The sequence below is a fragment of the Pseudomonas sp. AB39(2026) genome (genome assembly GCF_059831485.1).
In genome coordinates this window covers 4,451,130-4,466,181 of the sequence record NZ_CP195212.1, presented here as the reverse complement: position 1 = coordinate 4,466,181, position 15,052 = coordinate 4,451,130, and the positions used below count along the sequence as shown (strand labels likewise).

Here is a 15,052-nt window from a genome sequence, read left to right as displayed (position 1 = left end):
CCTACTGATGATTGCCTACGCCGCACCCTTCGAGAAGTACCTGAACCTGGCTGACGCCCGCCTGGGCACCCGCGCCCTGTCGGTGAGCGACGACTGGTTCGCTGACGTGAACCGCTTGTTCCAGCCTCACCCTGCTGTGTGGAAAGAAGGCGTATTTGACGACAATGGCAAGTGGATGGACGGCTGGGAGTCCCGGCGCAAGCGCTTTGAAGGCTACGACCACACCGTAATTCGCCTAGGCGTGCCGGGCACATTGAAAGGCGTAGACATTGACACCTCGTGGTTCACCGGCAACTTCCCCCCCTCAGCATCCTTGGAAGCCTGTTACCTGGCCGAGGGCGACCCTACCGACACTACCCCCTGGGTCGAGGTGCTGGCTGCCGTGGAACTGCAAGGCAACAGCCACCACTACCACGCCATCGCTTATGACCAGCCGGTGAGCCACCTGCGGTTCAACATCTACCCCGACGGCGGTGTGGCGCGTTTGCGTGTGCATGGCATTCCTACCGTGGACTGGTCGTGCGCCGGGGACGCGCCTATGGACCTGGCCGCCGCACTGAACGGGGGCCGTGCGCTGGCCTGCTCCGACCAGCACTACGGCCACATGAGCAACCTGCTCAACCCTGGCCGTGGTGTGAACATGGGCGATGGCTGGGAAACCGCACGGCGGCGTACCCCGGGCAACGATTGGGTGATTGTCGCTTTGGGGCACCCAGGCACCGTGGAGCAGGTGGTGGTAGACACCTTGCATTTCAAAGGTAATTATCCCGACAGCTGTTCCATCCAGGCGGCCTTCGTAAAGGGCGGTACAGACAGCCAGATCGAAACACAAAGCCTGTTCTGGCGCGAGTTGCTGCCCAGCCAGAAACTTCAGATGCACCAAGAGCACCACTTTGCCGAGCAACTGCGCGACCTTGGCCCCATCACTCATCTGCGCCTGAATGTATTCCCGGACGGCGGTGTCAGCCGGTTGCGCATCATCGGCCGCCCCGCGCGCTGACCTTCCCAAGGATTTGCCATGCGTGAACTGCTGATCCAGCCATTGACCCCACATGCCTTTGCGCCTTTCGGTGAGGTGATCGAAACCCAAGGGCGCGATCACTTCCTGATCAACAACGGCTCCACCGAACGCTATCACCGGCTGGCCGACGTGCAACTGGGCCTGCCAGGGGATACGGCCATCCTCAGTATCTTCCGGGCACAGGCCCTGGAGATGCCCCGGCCCATCACCATGCTGGAGCGGCACCCCTATGGCAGCCAGGCGTTCATGCCACTGCTGGGGCATCCGTTTCTGGTGGTAGTGGCGCCGCCAGCCGACCAACCGGACCCAGCCGCTATTTGCGCGTTCTATAGCGACGGCCGCCAAGGCGTGAACTACCACCGTGGCGTATGGCACCACCCGGTGCTGGCCTTGCACCCGCAGGACGACTTCTTGGTGGTAGACCGCAGTGGGCCAGGCAACAACTGCGACGAGCATTTCTTCCCGGTGGAGCAGCAGTGGATGCTTGCCCCCATGGCCAGGCTGGAGGCTACCGCTGATAGCTGACTGCACCCTGTTCCCTGGCCTTGCCCACCCCTGCAGCGGTTGTTCCTGACACACAACGCCCCATCCCGGGGCGATTGCCTTTCACAATGCCCCTCATTATGCTGCGCGCCCTTTTGCCGATAGCGCTGCCCTGCCCGGCTGCCTGCCGTTGAAGAGTGTGGCCTGGCCTGTTGGCGCGGTTTCCTGACCCGTTCGACAACTCTTTTCAATTGGCCCGTAAGCACTGGCGCAGCAATTGCTAAAGGGTTCTGGCCGTCAGCGAACCTGACCAACCAGACAGCACGTTTACTCAGGTGGCGCCCATGTAGCGCCGTCGTTATCACCAGGGAGCTTATGAATGAACCGTGTCCTTTCCAGCCTTGCGATCACCGGCCTTGCGCTGGCCGCAAACACTGCTCACGCGGCAGGCGAGTGGTTGCAATGGCAAAGCAACAGCCTGACTTACCTTAACGGGCGGGACTTTACGGTAGACCCACAGAACCAGCAGACCTTTACCTACGAACATGCTGATTCCTGGAAGTATGGGGACAACTTCCTGTTCGTGGACAAGATCTTCTTCAACGGCAAGGCGTCTTCCAGCTCGGGCAACAGTACCTTGTATGGCGAATTCAGCCCGCGCATCTCTGCTGCCAAGATTCTGGACCGCCCTATCAAGCTGGGCCCTGTAAAAGACGTGCTGCTGGCGCTGACCTATGAGTTCGGCGAAGGGGACAACGAATCCTACCTGTTCGGCCCCGGCTTCGACCTGGACGTACCCGGTTTCGATTACTTCCAGCTCAACTTCTACAAACGCGTGACCGATGGGCCGCGTGCCGGCGACAACGTATGGCAGATCACCCCTGTATGGTCCTACACCCTTCCTGTGGGCAAGTCCGATGTACTGATCGATGGCTTCATGGACTGGGTAGTGGGCAATGACAGCAACAACCGTGGCGACTACCACGCCAACCTGCACTTCAACCCACAGATCAAGTATGACCTGGGCAAGGCCTTGAACATGCAGGATCGCCAACTGTATGTGGGTATCGAATACGACTACTGGAAAGACAAGTACGGCATCAAGGACACCCCTTACTTCGACACCGACCAGAACACGGCCAGCCTGCTGGTGAAAGTGTTCTTCTGACCGCCGAACGCCAAAGGTGGGCAACATCGGTGGCAAACGGCAGAATAGCGCCATGAATGCTTATCCTGCCTGTTGCACCGCCTTTGAACACCACTGCCCCCTGCCCTTGCCAGTAGTAGGCAGTGGGTTCGCCAGTTGCACCTTTGACCCCGCCTTGCTCGCCGCAGACGACTTTAGCCGCAGCGGTATTGCCAAGCCGGCTACCATCGAACGGTCCGTGGCCAAGCGCCAGGCTGAATTTCTGGCGGGCCGGTTGTGCGCACGGCAGGCCCTGGCACAGCTGGGGGTTACCGACCGCGGCATCCCTATTGGCGAGGACCGGGCACCGGTATGGCCGGCAGGTATCAGCGGCGCCATTACCCATGGCCAAGGCTGGGCAGCGGCTATCGTGGCGCCCTTGCAGGCCTATCGGGGGCTGGGGCTGGACGTTGAAACCGTACTCGCACCTGAGCGCGCTCAGCGATTGGCCGGAGAAATCCTTACACCGGCGGAATTGGAACGGCTTCCCTCACACGCCGAGCGCTCAGCACTGGCCGTGACCCTTACCTTTTCCCTGAAAGAAAGCCTGTTCAAGGCCCTCTACCCCTTGGTACGGCGCCGGTTCTACTTCGAGGCAGCCGAGCTGCTGGCGTGGTCTGACGACGGCCAGGCGCGCCTGCGCCTGCTGGAGGACCTGAGCGAAGAATGGACGCGTGGCAGTGAACTGCACGGGCAATTCCAGGTCACCGACGACCGTTTGCTGAGCCTGGTTTCCATCGCTGGGCGACGGGACGAACGGTAGCTTTCCTACAATACGTGTCGAATCTGGCTGAAACCCTTGAAGCACGCGGCTCGCAGGTTTTGCCCCACATTTTGCCCACACGTTATCCACATTTCCTGATGTTGCAATGGTCGGTAGACCGCATTATCTTGTATCTGCCTCGCGCAGAAACACTACATGTTGGGTTTTGGTGTTTTCTTGTGAACACAAATCAGCTGAATATTTCAAGCCTTTTTTGAAGCGGGTTCGTGGCAGGCAATACGTTGTTCTTGTGCTGTTTATGCGCGCTAGCGCTGCCAGGGAGGCGTCTGTTCAGCCCCCCAATTTTTTTCTGAAGTGCTGTATTCCGGCCCAGGCGGTCGGGGCCTTCCATCGGCCCCAGGTTGCCTTCGCCGGCTGTCGTGCTTCGTATGGAACGGTGGTTTTTCCGCCGCGCCTGACTATTTCTAGAAACCGTGGAGAACTCAATGCACACCGACACCACTCGCGAGAACCCGCAAGGCCAGGCGCCTCAGGGCGTCGGCTCCCACCAGGAGCTGAACGCCACGGCCCCCGGCCAATTGCGTGTGATAAAGCGTAACGGTACGGTCGTCCCCTACACCGACGACAAGATCACCGTGGCCATCACCAAAGCGTTCCTCGCAGTGGAAGGCGGCACCGCTGCCGCGTCGTCGCGCATCCATGACACCGTTGCCCGCCTTACCGAACAGGTGAGCGCCACCTTCAAGCGACGCATGCCCTCCGGCGGCACCATTCATATCGAAGAGATCCAGGACCAGGTTGAACTGGCCCTGATGCGCGCTGGCGAGCAGAAAGTAGCCCGCGACTACGTGATCTACCGCGAGCAGCGCACCCGCGAGCGTGCCAGCCGTGGCAACGCCGGCCAGCCTGCCCAGCCCCACCCCAGCATCCGCATCACCCGCGCTGATGGTGCCCTGGAGCCGCTGGACATGGGCCGCCTGAACACCATCATCACTGAAGCTTGCGAAGGCTTGCTGGAAGTGGACGGCGAGCTGATTCAGCGTGAAACCCTGAAGAACCTGTACGACGGCGTAGCCCTGAAGGACGTGAACACCGCACTGGTGATGACGTCCCGTACGCTGGTGGAGCGCGAGCCGAACTACTCGTTCGTAACCGCACGCCTGCTGATGGACACCTTGCGTGCCGAAGGCCTGAGCTTCCTGGAAGTGGCCGAGAGCGCTACCCACCACGAAATGGCTGAACTGTACGCCAAGGCGCTGCCGGCCTACGTAGCTGCCGGTGTGAAATTCGAGCTGCTGAACCCGGAGCTGGCCAAGTTCGACCTGGCCAAGCTGGGCGCTGCCATCGATCACGAGCGTGACCAGCAGTTCACCTACCTGGGCCTGCAAACCCTGTACGACCGCTACTTCATCCACAAGGATGGCGTGCGCTTCGAACTGCCGCAGATCTTCTTCATGCGCGTGGCCATGGGCCTGGCCATCGAAGAGAAAAACCGCGACGACCGCGCCATCGAGTTCTATCGCCTGCTGTCGTCGTTCGACTACATGGCCTCCACGCCCACCCTGTTCAACGCTGGCACCCTGCGCCCGCAGTTGTCCTCGTGCTACCTCACCACCGTGCCAGACGACCTGTCCGGCATCTACGGCGCCATCCACGACAACGCCATGCTGTCCAAATTCGCGGGCGGCCTGGGCAATGACTGGACGCCTGTGCGGGCACTGGGTTCATGGATCAAGGGCACCAATGGCAAGTCCCAGGGCGTCGTGCCCTTCCTGAAAGTGGTGAACGACACGGCCGTAGCGGTCAACCAGGGCGGCAAGCGCAAAGGCGCTGTGTGCGCGTACCTGGAAACCTGGCACCTGGACATCGAGGAGTTCCTCGAACTGCGCAAGAACACCGGTGACGACCGTCGCCGTACCCATGACATGAACACGGCCAACTGGATTCCTGACCTGTTCATGAAGCGCGTGTTCGAAGACGGCAAGTGGACCCTCTTCTCCCCGTCCGAAACCCCGGACCTGCACGACCTCACCGGCAAGGCCTTCGAGGAGCGCTACGAGTACTACGAAGCCCTGATCGAGTACGGCAAGATCAAGGTGTACAAAACCCTGCAAGCCAAGGACCTGTGGCGCAAGATGCTCTCGATGCTGTTCGAGACCGGCCACCCATGGTTGACCTTCAAGGACCCGTGCAACCTGCGCAGCCCGCAGCAGCACGTGGGCGTGGTGCACAGCTCCAACCTGTGCACCGAGATCACCTTGAACACCAACAAGGACGAGATTGCGGTCTGCAACCTGGGCTCGATCAACCTGCCAAACCACATCGTGGACGGCAAGCTGGACACCGCCAAGCTGGCACGCACCGTTAAAACGGCCGTGCGGATGCTCGATAACGTGATCGACATCAACTACTACTCGGTACCCCAGGCACGCAACTCCAACCTCAAGCACCGCCCGGTCGGCCTGGGCATCATGGGCTTCCAGGACGCGCTGTACCTGCAGCACATCGCCTATGGTTCCGAAGCGGCTATCCAGTTCGCCGACCATTCCATGGAAGCGGTGAGCTACTACGCTATCCAGGCGTCTTGTGACCTGGCCGACGAGCGCGGCGCCTACGAGACGTTCCAGGGTTCGCTGTGGTCCAAAGGCGTATTGCCGCTGGACTCGCTGGACACCTTGATCGAGCAGCGTGGCGCCAAGTACATCGAAGTGGACCGCACCGAAACCCTGGACTGGGCACCGGTACGGGCACGGGTTCAGAAAGGTATTCGCAACTCGAACATCATGGCCATCGCGCCGACCGCGACCATCGCCAACATCACGGGCGTGTCACAGTCCATCGAGCCGACCTACCAGAACCTGTACGTGAAATCGAACCTGTCGGGCGAGTTCACCGTGATCAACCCTTACCTGGTACGCGACCTCAAGGCCCGCGGCCTGTGGGACTCGGTCATGATCAACGACCTGAAGTACTACGATGGGTCGGTGCAGCAGATCGAGCGCATTCCGCAGGAAATCAAGGACCTCTATGCCACCGCGTTCGAAGTCGATACCAAGTGGATTGTGGAAGCAGCCAGCCGCCGCCAGAAGTGGATCGACCAGGCTCAGTCACTGAACCTGTACATCGCCGGTGCCTCGGGCAAGAAGCTGGACGTGACCTACCGCATGGCGTGGTTCCGTGGCCTGAAAACCACTTACTACCTCCGTGCCCTGGCCGCTACCAGCACTGAGAAATCCACCGTCAACACGGGCAAGCTGAACGCCGTTTCAAACGGTGGCGACTCCGCCCTGCATGCCGCCCCGGAAACCGCCGCCCCTGCCGGCCCTGCTCCGGTGCCAAAGGCCTGTGCCATTGACGAGCCGGATTGCGAAGCCTGCCAGTAACCCTGGCGGAGTGACCCAACAAGGCGCCTTCGGGCGCCTTGTCTCGTTTGGGCAAGCCCTTGGTGAAGGCGCCTTTGCGGCCTATAATTGCCGACTACGTTTGGAGATATGCTTATGCCCGCTTCGCTCGATGAAAAACGTGCCTATTACGCTCGCATCCGCCAAGCTAATTACCTGGCAAGCCTCAGGCTGGAAGGTTTTGACGTGCCAGAAGGCAGCTGCACCAAACCGCTTCCTACCCGTGAAGAACTACTGAAGCGGTACAGCGCCAGCACTCGTACGGAGTAATGGATAAATACGGCGTAGGCCAGGACACCTATTGCTACCCACAGTCCAGGGTGCTTCGCAACCGCTTGGGTATCACGGATTCAACAAGGTTGAGCGAGGCTGAACGAGACCTCTCTACCCTTGCTGCCAATGAAATCGATTTTCAGCCTCCTCCATACGACATAGCGTATTGGCAAACCGTGCACCATCACCTGTTCAAGGACCTATACGATTGGGCTGGCCAGCTACGAACGGTCGATATTGCCAAGGGTTCCACCCGATTCTGTACAACATCCCGAATTGAGGCCGAAGCAGAGAAGCTTTTCGCACAGGCTGCTCATCAAAACTGGTTCACACACCTGCCCAGGTTCGCCTTCATCGAGGCCATTGCCGAACTATTTGGTGAGCTCAATATGATCCACCCGTTTCGCGAGGGTAACGGAAGAGCACAGCGCATTCTGTTCGACCACGTGGTTGTGAACGCCGGTTATACGGTGGAGTGGAGCACGGTCCTTCCTGACGAATGGAAAGCGGCCAACATCAGTGCCGTTCACTGCGATTACGCCCCTCTTGGCGTCATCTTCGCGCGATGTCTCACGGGCCGCATTTCGCCCGACTGACGGCTGTACGCACCGTCGCACAAACCACACTATCCTGTGTCCTACATCAACACGCACCCCTATATATAGGTGCGACGCTGTACAAAAGCGCCGGCTACCTCATGGAATTTTGTGGTTTCTGCCCGAGCATTTTGCCGCGATTTTCTTTATACTGCGCCACCTGCAAAAGGACCTGACCATGCACTTGGAAACAGCGGTTATTCATACCGACTGGCGGCTTTTCTCGTCCCCGAAGAAGGGGTTGGCAGTACCCCGCACCCCCTTTGGCCTTATACACGGCTAAGCGGCAAACCCTATTTTTTGCATCGCGCCAATAGGCGCGGCGCAGCAGCTTTTCCCCCATCAACCTGGCCGCCAGCGTGCGGCTTCAAGCAGGAGCGACTCCCCTATGCTGAGCTGGGACGAATTCGAGAAAGACGACGATACCGCTGTACAGGCCGATGGCAACCCAGCAGCCGTTGCCATGGACAAACTCGACAGCGCCGGTGATGCCGCCGCCCACGAGGCCCGCGAAGTGAGCGCCAATGACAGCGCGGCGGTGGCCCGTGCCAAGGCAGCACTCAACAGCCTGGACATCGCCGAAGGCCTGGCCGAGCTGGAAGGCTCCGCTGCCCGTGTGAAGGTCGATGAAAAACGCATGATTAACTGCCGCGCCGACCTCAACCAGCTGGTGCCCTTCAAGTACGATTGGGCCTGGCAGAAATACCTGGACGGCTGCGCCAACCACTGGATGCCCCAGGAGGTCAACATGACCGCCGACATCGCCCTGTGGAAAAACGCCGAAGGCCTGACCGACGACGAGCGCCGCATCGTGATGCGCAACCTGGGCTTCTTCTCCACCGCCGACTCCCTGGTTGCGAACAACCTGGCCCTGGCCGTATACCGCCTGATCACCAACCCCGAGTGCCGCCAGTACATCCTGCGCCAAGCCTTCGAAGAGGCGATCCACACTCACGCCTACCAGTACTGCATCGAATCGCTGGGCATGGATGAAGGCGAGATCTTCAACATGTACCACGAGATCCCATCGGTCGCCAAAAAGGCAGCCTGGGGCCTGAAATACACCCGCGCCATTTCCGACCCCAAGTTCGACACCGGCACCCCGGAAACGGACAAGGAACTGCTGCGTAACCTGATCGCCTACTACTGCGTACTCGAAGGCATCTTCTTCTACTGCGGCTTCACCCAGATCCTCTCGATGGGCCGTCGCAACAAGATGACCGGCGTAGCCGAGCAGTTCCAGTACATCCTGCGCGATGAGTCCATGCACCTGAACTTCGGCATTGATGTGATCAACCAGATCAAGATCGAAAACCCGCACCTGTGGGATGCCGAGCTCAAGGAAGAAGCCACCCAGATGATTCTCCAGGGCACCCAACTGGAAATCGAATACGCGCGCGACACCATGCCACGCGGCGTGCTGGGCATGAACGCGGCCATGATGGAGGACTACCTCAAGTTCATCGCCAACCGTCGCCTGTCGCAGATCGGCCTGAAGGAAGAATACCCAGGCACCACCAACCCGTTCCCCTGGATGAGCGAGATCATGGACTTGAAGAAAGAGAAAAACTTCTTCGAAACCCGTGTGATCGAGTACCAGACCGGCGGGGCGCTGAGCTGGGATTGATCGGTTAAACCAGGCGCCTGCTATTGCATGCCAGGTGCCTGCCTGACAAAAGCGGCTGGGGAGCTCTAACTAGCAACCCAGCGCTTGAGCCGCCTCAATCAAAGAATCGGCCACCACATCCCACGTTTCTTCTGCATGAATGTCTTTCATTTGGCCAGGGCCGTGCTCGCAAGGCCTGCGAATAAAGACGGTACGCATGCCAACAGCACGTGCAGCTCTCAAATCCTCATTGTGTGCAGCGACCAGTGCCGTACGTTCCGGGGGCAGGCCTGCGGCCGCAATGGTTCTGAGGTAAGTTTGTGCCTGGGGCTTGTAGGTCTGGCTAAGCTCCGCCCCACCGATCATGTCCCATGGCAAGCCTGCGTGACGAGCCAGGTTCATCATTCCAGCGATATGGCCATTGGACAACGAGCCAATCGCGAACCGACGTTTGAGCCTGGCTAGCCCTTCGACGGCATCAGGCCAAGGGCTCAGTTGTTCCCACGCCCTGTTCAGTTCATCGCGCTGCTTTGCCGGGATACGGCTGATATCGGCGTGCAGTTCACTCAGAACAGTGTCTAGGCTTTCACGGTTCAACACGTCCAGGGTGACGAAAGGCCGGCGCCCGGCCCGTATAGGCTCCATGGAGGGCTGGTACAGCGACCGCCAACGATCGGCGAACGCCAGAGGATCGATCTCCAGGCCATGGCGTTTCAGGAATGGTTCCGCCACCCGAGCGACACTTGTGCGCCAGTCCACCACCGTGCCGAACACGTCAAAGCCCAGGAAGCCAACAGCCTCGAAATTCGATGTCATCCTGCATACCTCATTGTGAACGGAAGGTGCCTGGCGATCCTACTTAATGCGGACACAGCGCCAGGCATACCGTTCAGGTCAAGTAACTGAACAACGCCGCCACCTCCCCTCGCAACCAACGGTTGCCAGCGTCCTGGTGGTAACGGGCATGCCAGTGCTGCTTCACCGTAAACCCCTCTACAGGCACTGGGCAGTCATACACCTGCAAGCCATAAGTGCTCGCCAGGGTATCCCCGATATGGCGCGGCAGGGTTGCTACAAGGTCCGACGTTTGAATCACTGCACCTAACCCGAGAAAGCCGGGCAGTTCCAGCACGATCCGCCGGTTTACCCCCGCCTGTGCCAGCCCGGCTTCCAGCAACCGCTGGCCCGTACCGGCACTGACCAGCACGTGGCCCTCGGCTTCGTACAAGGCCTTGGACAGTGTATGTGTCACACGCGGGTGCTGCGCGCTGACCAGGCATACCCAGCGCTGCGGGAACAGCACTTGCTGATAGATGCCACCCCCCAGCCAAGGTACGAACCCTATAGCCAGGTCTGCCTCGCCGCCTTCCAAGGCGCGCTCGGTATTGCCATCAATGCGCGAGATGTCCAGCCGAATACCTGGCGCTACGGTGCGAAGGTGAGCAAGCAGGCGCGGCAGCAACGTGATGTGGCTGGCATCGGTGATGCACAGGTTGAAGCGCCTTTGCGCCGTAGCCGGGTCAAAAGCCACCTCCCAAGCCACCAGCCGGCGCAGGGATTCGAGCACCTCGCGGCAAGGGGTGATAAGTGCATCTGCCTGGGGTGTAGGGGCCATTCCCGTAGGCGTGCGAACGAACAGCGGGTCGCGCAGTTGCTTGCGCAATTTGCCTAGCCAGAGGCTGATAGTGGGTTGGCTTTGCCCCAAGTGCTCGGCAGCGCGGGTGACACTGCCTGTGCTGTACAGCACATCGAAGAGTATCAGCAGTTTGGGGTCTGGCAACCCATCAACGCTGCGCATTATTGCGTTTCCCAATAGGCCTATTGGTTTCATTGTATAGCTCAAAGAACGCCCGGTGCCTAAGGTAGCCCAAAAACGGGAGCCGCCTCTATTGTGAATATTTGCATTCTTGGTGCTGGGGCGTTGGGTAGTACGTTCGGTGCCTGGCTGAGCGAAGCCGGGCATACCACATGGCTATTAAACCGGCCCAGCCGCCACCTTGAGGCCATAGGCCGCCACGGCCTGACCGTCGAAGAAGATACCCACCGGCGTACTGTGAATGTGCGCGTCAGCACCGATGCCAAGGACATCGGCCCCGTGGACCTGGTGGTAGTACTGGTCAAGTCCTTTGCCACCCAGGTCGCCATAGAAGGTGCCCTCCCCCTTGTCGGCCCGCACACTGTAGTGATGTCGCTCCAGAACGGCCTGGGCCAGGAAGACGTGTTGGCCAGCGTGGTCGGCCGCGACAAGGTGATTGCGGGCAAAACCTATGTAGGGGGGGTGCAGGCGGAACCTGGCGTGGTGTGCAGCGGCGTGATGGGCAAGCACACGTTTATTGGCGAACTGGACGGGCGCCTTACACCCCGTGTGCAGGCGGTCGTCGACGCGTTCAACGGTGCAGGCCTGGCCACCACGGCAACCGATAACATTCTGGGCACCATGTGGGACAAGCTGCTGGTGAACGTGGCTACCGGCGCACTCACCGGCATTACCCGGCTGAACTATGGCCAGCTCTACAGCGAGCCTGCGCTGCAGGACATTGCCCTGTTGGCGGTTGCAGAAGCCATCAGCGTGGCCAGGGCGGCCGGTATACGGCTGAGCCTGCACACGCCGGAAGCGGCCTGGCAGCTGGCAAGCGAAGGCCTGCCCGCCGCCTTCAAAACCTCCATGCTGCAAAGCCTGCAGAAAGGTTCGATCACCGAAATCGACTTCATCAACGGCGCCGTGGTGCGCCTGGGCCAGCGCTACGGAGTGCCAACGCCCGTCAACGCCACGCTGGTGGCCTGCATCAAAGGCCTCGAACGCGCCATGGCCGATCAACACCAAACACAACAACAAGAGACCACCCTATGAGCGTGCACAAAGCCTACCTGGAACACGTGGCCATCTGGGTGCGTGACATTCACTGGCACATCCGTTTTTTCCATGACGTGTTCGGCATGACCCTGCGCGAAGTACAGGGGCCGGCACACGCTCCCGTTCAATACTGGACGCTGGGCGGTATGCAGTTCATGAGCAAGCCCGATTTCGAAGGCCCCGAGGGCCGGCTTGGGCACCTGGGCATCATGTGTGAGCACCTGGAGGCGTCCCTGGCGGCGGCAAGGGCCTTCGAGGGCGTGACGCAAATGCCCCAGGGCTCCAACTGGCTGCAGTTGCCCGATGGCCTGGCCGTGGAATTCATTCAGGCGTGTCCAGCCCAGGCGGTGCACGACGCCTTGGCGGTTAACGCACGTGCCCCCCAATAAGAAGAGTGCCTCCACCATGACCCTGCTTGAAAAATACTTCGACGACGCCCGCGAGGGCGACACCGCGATCACCCCCCAGTACCACGTCACCAAGGCACGTATCCTTGCCTATGCCGACCTCACCGGGGACCATACGCCGGTCCATGTGGACGAGGCCTACGCTAACGCCAGCCATTTCGGCGGCCTGGTCGCCCATGGGCTGATGGGGCTGGCCATCGCGGACGGGCTCAAGACGCAGTGCGAGTACCGCTTCGTGCCTGGTATGTCCTTGGGATGGACCTGGGACTTCCTGCTCCCGATCCGGGTGGATGACGTGCTGCATGTGAGCCTACGCGTAGGCACCATGCGGCTGAGTAAGAGCAAGCCCGGCTGGGGCATCGTGGTGCTGCCCTCCCAGTTGATCAACCAGAAAGGCGAGGTGGTACAGCAGGGTGAGCACCGCCTGATGGTGCCGTGCAAAGGAGGCGCCCTATGAGCCAGCCCTTACCCCTCACAGGCATCCGGGTAATCGACTACAGCCACTTTCTGGCCGGCCCTTATGTGGGCCGCTGCCTGGCGGGGCTGGGCGCGGAAGTGATCAAAGTGGAGCGCCCTGGCAGCGGAGATGCCGGCCGTCAGCACTCGTTTGTGCTGGACGACTACCAGAGCGGCTATTTCCTGCAATTGAACATGGGCAAGCAAGGCGTCAGCGTGAACATGAAGGACCCGCGCGGCAAAGCCTTTATGCAGCAGCTGTGCGACAGCGCCGATGTGTTCATTGAGAACTACCGCCCTGGTGCGTTGAACAAATTGGGGCTGGGTTATCAGGAACTCGCCGCGCGCAACCCGAAACTGGTGTATTGCTCCATCTCGGCCTACGGCCATACCGGGCCGGATGCACACCGTGCCGGCTTCGGGCTAATTGCCGAGGCCAAGAGCGGGATCATGCAGATGGTGGGCACACCCGGTGAGGCACCCCCGCTGCTGCGTATTTCGCTGGGCGACATGTACACCGGCATTCATGCGGTGGCGGCCATCAACGCCGCGCTGCTGGGGCGTGTGACCAGCGGCAAGGGCCAGCACATCGACATGGCCCTGTACGACACACTGGTGTCCATGCACGAGTATGCGGTGCAGTGTCATACCTTGTCCGGCGGCGAGATTCTGCCGGAGCAGACCGGGCACGACATGCCCACTTCAACGTTGTATGGCGTATTCCGGGCCGCCGACGGCGACCTGGTGATCGCTGCCCAGGTGGATGAGGCCTGGAAACGGTTTGCAACCCTTGTAGAGCAGGACGCTCAGCAGCCGGGATTAGGCAGCGATGCGCGCTTCCATACCCTCAAGGGCCGCAATGCCCACCGAGAGGAGATACTGGCCACGGTCAAGGCCTGGGTGGCGCGTAACCCGGTCGCTCGCTTGCTGGACCTGCTCGATGGCATCGACGTGCCCTGTGCGAAGGTGCAGCGTATCGACGAAGTGATTAATGACCCGCAGATCAAGGCCCGGGGGATGATCCAGGAGCAGCAGCACCCGCGCTACGGCACGCTGCGCCTGCCCAACCTGCCCTTCCGGTTCTCCGACTGCGATACCACCATTGCTTCAGTAGCCCCCGACCTGGGGGAGCATAACGTTCAAGTGGCCCAGCGCCTGGGCCTGAGTGCCGATGAAATTGCGCGCCTGGTCGCCGATGGCGTGCTCTACACCCAGGAGGTCAAGCCATGACTGACCACTATGCCGTGATTGGCCGGCCCATCAGCCACACCAAGTCGCCCCTGATCCACGGGCTATTTGCCGAAGGCGCCGGGCAGGACATTCACTACGGGGCCATCGAGGGGTCATTGGAGCACTTCGCTATGGATGTCTCACGCTTTCGCACCTCAGGTGGGCTCGGCATGAACGTAACGGCCCCGTTCAAATTGCAGGCCTTTGCCTTGGCCAACCACCCCAGCGAACGGGCCCGCCTGGCCAAGGCCGCTAACGCATTGAAGTTCGAGGGCGACCAGGTGCTGGCCGACAACTTCGACGGCATCGGCTTGATGCGCGATATCCAGCACAACCTGGGCACCCCCTTAAACGGTAAGCGGGTGTTATTGCTGGGGGCCGGCGGCGCCGTGCGTGGGGCGCTGTTGCCGTTTCTAGCGGCTGGGCCGGCCGAGCTGGTGATGGTCAACCGCGACCTGCCCAAGGCACACGCACTGGCCCAGGAAATCAACCACCCACGCCTGACGGTGCGGCCCTACACGGCACTGGATGGGGACAGCTTCGACCTGGTGATCAATGCCACGTCCGCCAGCCTGACGGGCCAACGTCCCCCTGTGCCTGGCAGCGTGTTCAGCCATGCCGCATTGGCCTACGAACTGGCCTATGGCAAAGGCCTTACGCCCTTTCTGAGCTTGGCGCGTGAGCACGGCTCGGCACACCTGGCCGACGGCGTGGGCATGCTGGTGGAACAGGCCGCCGAAGCCTTTTACTGGTGGCGCGGTGTGCGCCCTGATACCCGCCCGGTGATCGACCGCCTGACGGTGCCCTTGACGTGA

15 protein-coding genes are annotated in these 15,052 nt (G+C 60.7%); 13 read left to right on the top strand and 2 right to left on the bottom strand.

Features of this window, described 5'->3' with window-relative positions; genetic code table 11:
* Nucleotides 1–7 precede the first annotated feature (7 nt).
* The 8 genes from alc (at nucleotide 8) to ACSAMW_RS20565 (ending at nucleotide 9,311) form a co-directional block, all read left to right on the top strand.
* A complete protein-coding gene (gene alc, locus ACSAMW_RS20600) occupies nucleotides 8–1,000 on the top strand; it encodes an allantoicase (protein ID WP_500591845.1) in 993 nt (330 codons plus the stop codon).
* Nucleotides 1,001–1,018: 18 nt separating this feature from the next.
* A complete protein-coding gene (locus tag ACSAMW_RS20595; protein ID WP_500591844.1) occupies nucleotides 1,019–1,546 on the top strand; it encodes an ureidoglycolate lyase in 528 nt (175 codons plus the stop codon).
* 337 nt (nucleotides 1,547–1,883) lie between these two features.
* Nucleotides 1,884–2,672, top strand: a complete 789-nt coding sequence (locus tag ACSAMW_RS20590; RefSeq protein ID WP_500591843.1) for an outer membrane protein OmpK — start codon at nucleotides 1,884–1,886, stop codon at nucleotides 2,670–2,672.
* A gap of 52 nt (nucleotides 2,673–2,724) precedes the next feature.
* Nucleotides 2,725–3,453 (top strand): 4'-phosphopantetheinyl transferase family protein, encoded by a 729-nt coding sequence (locus ACSAMW_RS20585; protein WP_500591842.1) that lies wholly within the window; start codon nucleotides 2,725–2,727, stop codon nucleotides 3,451–3,453.
* A gap of 446 nt (nucleotides 3,454–3,899) precedes the next feature.
* Nucleotides 3,900–6,797, top strand: coding sequence for a ribonucleoside-diphosphate reductase subunit alpha (locus ACSAMW_RS20580; protein WP_500591841.1), 2,898 nt, complete (start codon nucleotides 3,900–3,902; stop codon nucleotides 6,795–6,797).
* 114 nt (nucleotides 6,798–6,911) lie between these two features.
* On the top strand, nucleotides 6,912–7,085 hold the full coding sequence (locus ACSAMW_RS20575) for a YhfG family protein (protein WP_500591840.1): 174 nt from the start codon (nucleotides 6,912–6,914) through the stop codon (nucleotides 7,083–7,085).
* Entirely contained in the window at nucleotides 7,085–7,684 is a 600-nt protein-coding gene (locus ACSAMW_RS20570; protein WP_500591839.1) for a putative adenosine monophosphate-protein transferase Fic, read from the top strand. The genes ACSAMW_RS20575 and ACSAMW_RS20570 overlap by 1 nt, the downstream gene beginning before the upstream one ends.
* Before the next feature lie 388 nt (nucleotides 7,685–8,072).
* The gene (locus ACSAMW_RS20565) at nucleotides 8,073–9,311 is read left to right on the top strand and encodes a ribonucleotide-diphosphate reductase subunit beta (protein ID WP_168081737.1); all 1,239 of its coding nucleotides are present in this window, start codon (nucleotides 8,073–8,075) and stop codon (nucleotides 9,309–9,311) included.
* A gap of 69 nt (nucleotides 9,312–9,380) precedes the next feature.
* On the opposite strand, the gene ACSAMW_RS20560 is transcribed toward ACSAMW_RS20565, so the two are convergent.
* Complete coding sequence (locus tag ACSAMW_RS20560; protein WP_500591838.1) at nucleotides 9,381–10,106, bottom strand: haloacid dehalogenase type II; 726 nt, start codon at nucleotides 10,104–10,106, stop codon at nucleotides 9,381–9,383.
* A 73-nt stretch (nucleotides 10,107–10,179) separates the two neighbouring features.
* Nucleotides 10,180–11,088, bottom strand: a complete 909-nt coding sequence (locus ACSAMW_RS20555) for a LysR family transcriptional regulator (protein WP_500591837.1) — start codon at nucleotides 11,086–11,088, stop codon at nucleotides 10,180–10,182.
* A gap of 93 nt (nucleotides 11,089–11,181) precedes the next feature.
* Here ACSAMW_RS20555 and ACSAMW_RS20550 point away from each other — a divergent pair, with 93 nt between their 5' ends.
* From ACSAMW_RS20550 to aroE, 5 genes are read left to right on the top strand one after another with little or no spacing between them, the layout of a single operon-like run.
* Complete coding sequence (locus ACSAMW_RS20550) at nucleotides 11,182–12,141, top strand: ketopantoate reductase family protein (protein ID WP_500591836.1); 960 nt, start codon at nucleotides 11,182–11,184, stop codon at nucleotides 12,139–12,141.
* Complete coding sequence (locus ACSAMW_RS20545; protein ID WP_500591835.1) at nucleotides 12,138–12,533, top strand: VOC family protein; 396 nt, start codon at nucleotides 12,138–12,140, stop codon at nucleotides 12,531–12,533. The genes ACSAMW_RS20550 and ACSAMW_RS20545 overlap by 4 nt, the downstream gene beginning before the upstream one ends.
* 16 nt (nucleotides 12,534–12,549) lie before the next feature.
* Complete coding sequence (locus ACSAMW_RS20540) at nucleotides 12,550–13,008, top strand: MaoC family dehydratase (protein ID WP_500591834.1); 459 nt, start codon at nucleotides 12,550–12,552, stop codon at nucleotides 13,006–13,008.
* Entirely contained in the window at nucleotides 13,005–14,237 is a 1,233-nt protein-coding gene (locus tag ACSAMW_RS20535) for a CaiB/BaiF CoA transferase family protein (RefSeq protein WP_500591833.1), read from the top strand. Before ACSAMW_RS20540 ends, ACSAMW_RS20535 begins: the two co-directional genes overlap by 4 nt.
* Complete coding sequence (gene aroE / locus ACSAMW_RS20530; RefSeq protein WP_500591832.1) at nucleotides 14,234–15,052, top strand: shikimate dehydrogenase; 819 nt, start codon at nucleotides 14,234–14,236, stop codon at nucleotides 15,050–15,052. Before ACSAMW_RS20535 ends, aroE begins: the two co-directional genes overlap by 4 nt.

Excerpts from the sequence above, each read along its gene's own strand:
- alc (WP_500591845.1), top strand. The coding sequence starts at position 8 with ATGATTGCCTACGCCGCACCCTTCGAGAAGTACCTGAACCTGGCTGAC.
- ACSAMW_RS20595 (WP_500591844.1), top strand. The coding sequence starts at position 1,019 with ATGCGTGAACTGCTGATCCAGCCATTGACCCCACATGCCTTTGCGCCT.
- ACSAMW_RS20590 (WP_500591843.1), top strand. The coding sequence starts at position 1,884 with ATGAACCGTGTCCTTTCCAGCCTTGCGATCACCGGCCTTGCGCTGGCC.
- ACSAMW_RS20585 (WP_500591842.1), top strand. The coding sequence starts at position 2,725 with ATGAATGCTTATCCTGCCTGTTGCACCGCCTTTGAACACCACTGCCCC.
- ACSAMW_RS20580 (WP_500591841.1), top strand. The coding sequence starts at position 3,900 with ATGCACACCGACACCACTCGCGAGAACCCGCAAGGCCAGGCGCCTCAG.
- ACSAMW_RS20575 (WP_500591840.1), top strand. The coding sequence starts at position 6,912 with ATGCCCGCTTCGCTCGATGAAAAACGTGCCTATTACGCTCGCATCCGC.
- ACSAMW_RS20570 (WP_500591839.1), top strand. The coding sequence starts at position 7,085 with ATGGATAAATACGGCGTAGGCCAGGACACCTATTGCTACCCACAGTCC.
- ACSAMW_RS20565 (WP_168081737.1), top strand. The coding sequence starts at position 8,073 with ATGCTGAGCTGGGACGAATTCGAGAAAGACGACGATACCGCTGTACAG.
- ACSAMW_RS20560 (WP_500591838.1), bottom strand. The coding sequence starts at position 10,106 with ATGACATCGAATTTCGAGGCTGTTGGCTTCCTGGGCTTTGACGTGTTC.
- ACSAMW_RS20555 (WP_500591837.1), bottom strand. The coding sequence starts at position 11,088 with ATGCGCAGCGTTGATGGGTTGCCAGACCCCAAACTGCTGATACTCTTC.
- ACSAMW_RS20545 (WP_500591835.1), top strand. The coding sequence starts at position 12,138 with ATGAGCGTGCACAAAGCCTACCTGGAACACGTGGCCATCTGGGTGCGT.
- ACSAMW_RS20540 (WP_500591834.1), top strand. The coding sequence starts at position 12,550 with ATGACCCTGCTTGAAAAATACTTCGACGACGCCCGCGAGGGCGACACC.
- ACSAMW_RS20535 (WP_500591833.1), top strand. The coding sequence starts at position 13,005 with ATGAGCCAGCCCTTACCCCTCACAGGCATCCGGGTAATCGACTACAGC.
- aroE (WP_500591832.1), top strand. The coding sequence starts at position 14,234 with ATGACTGACCACTATGCCGTGATTGGCCGGCCCATCAGCCACACCAAG.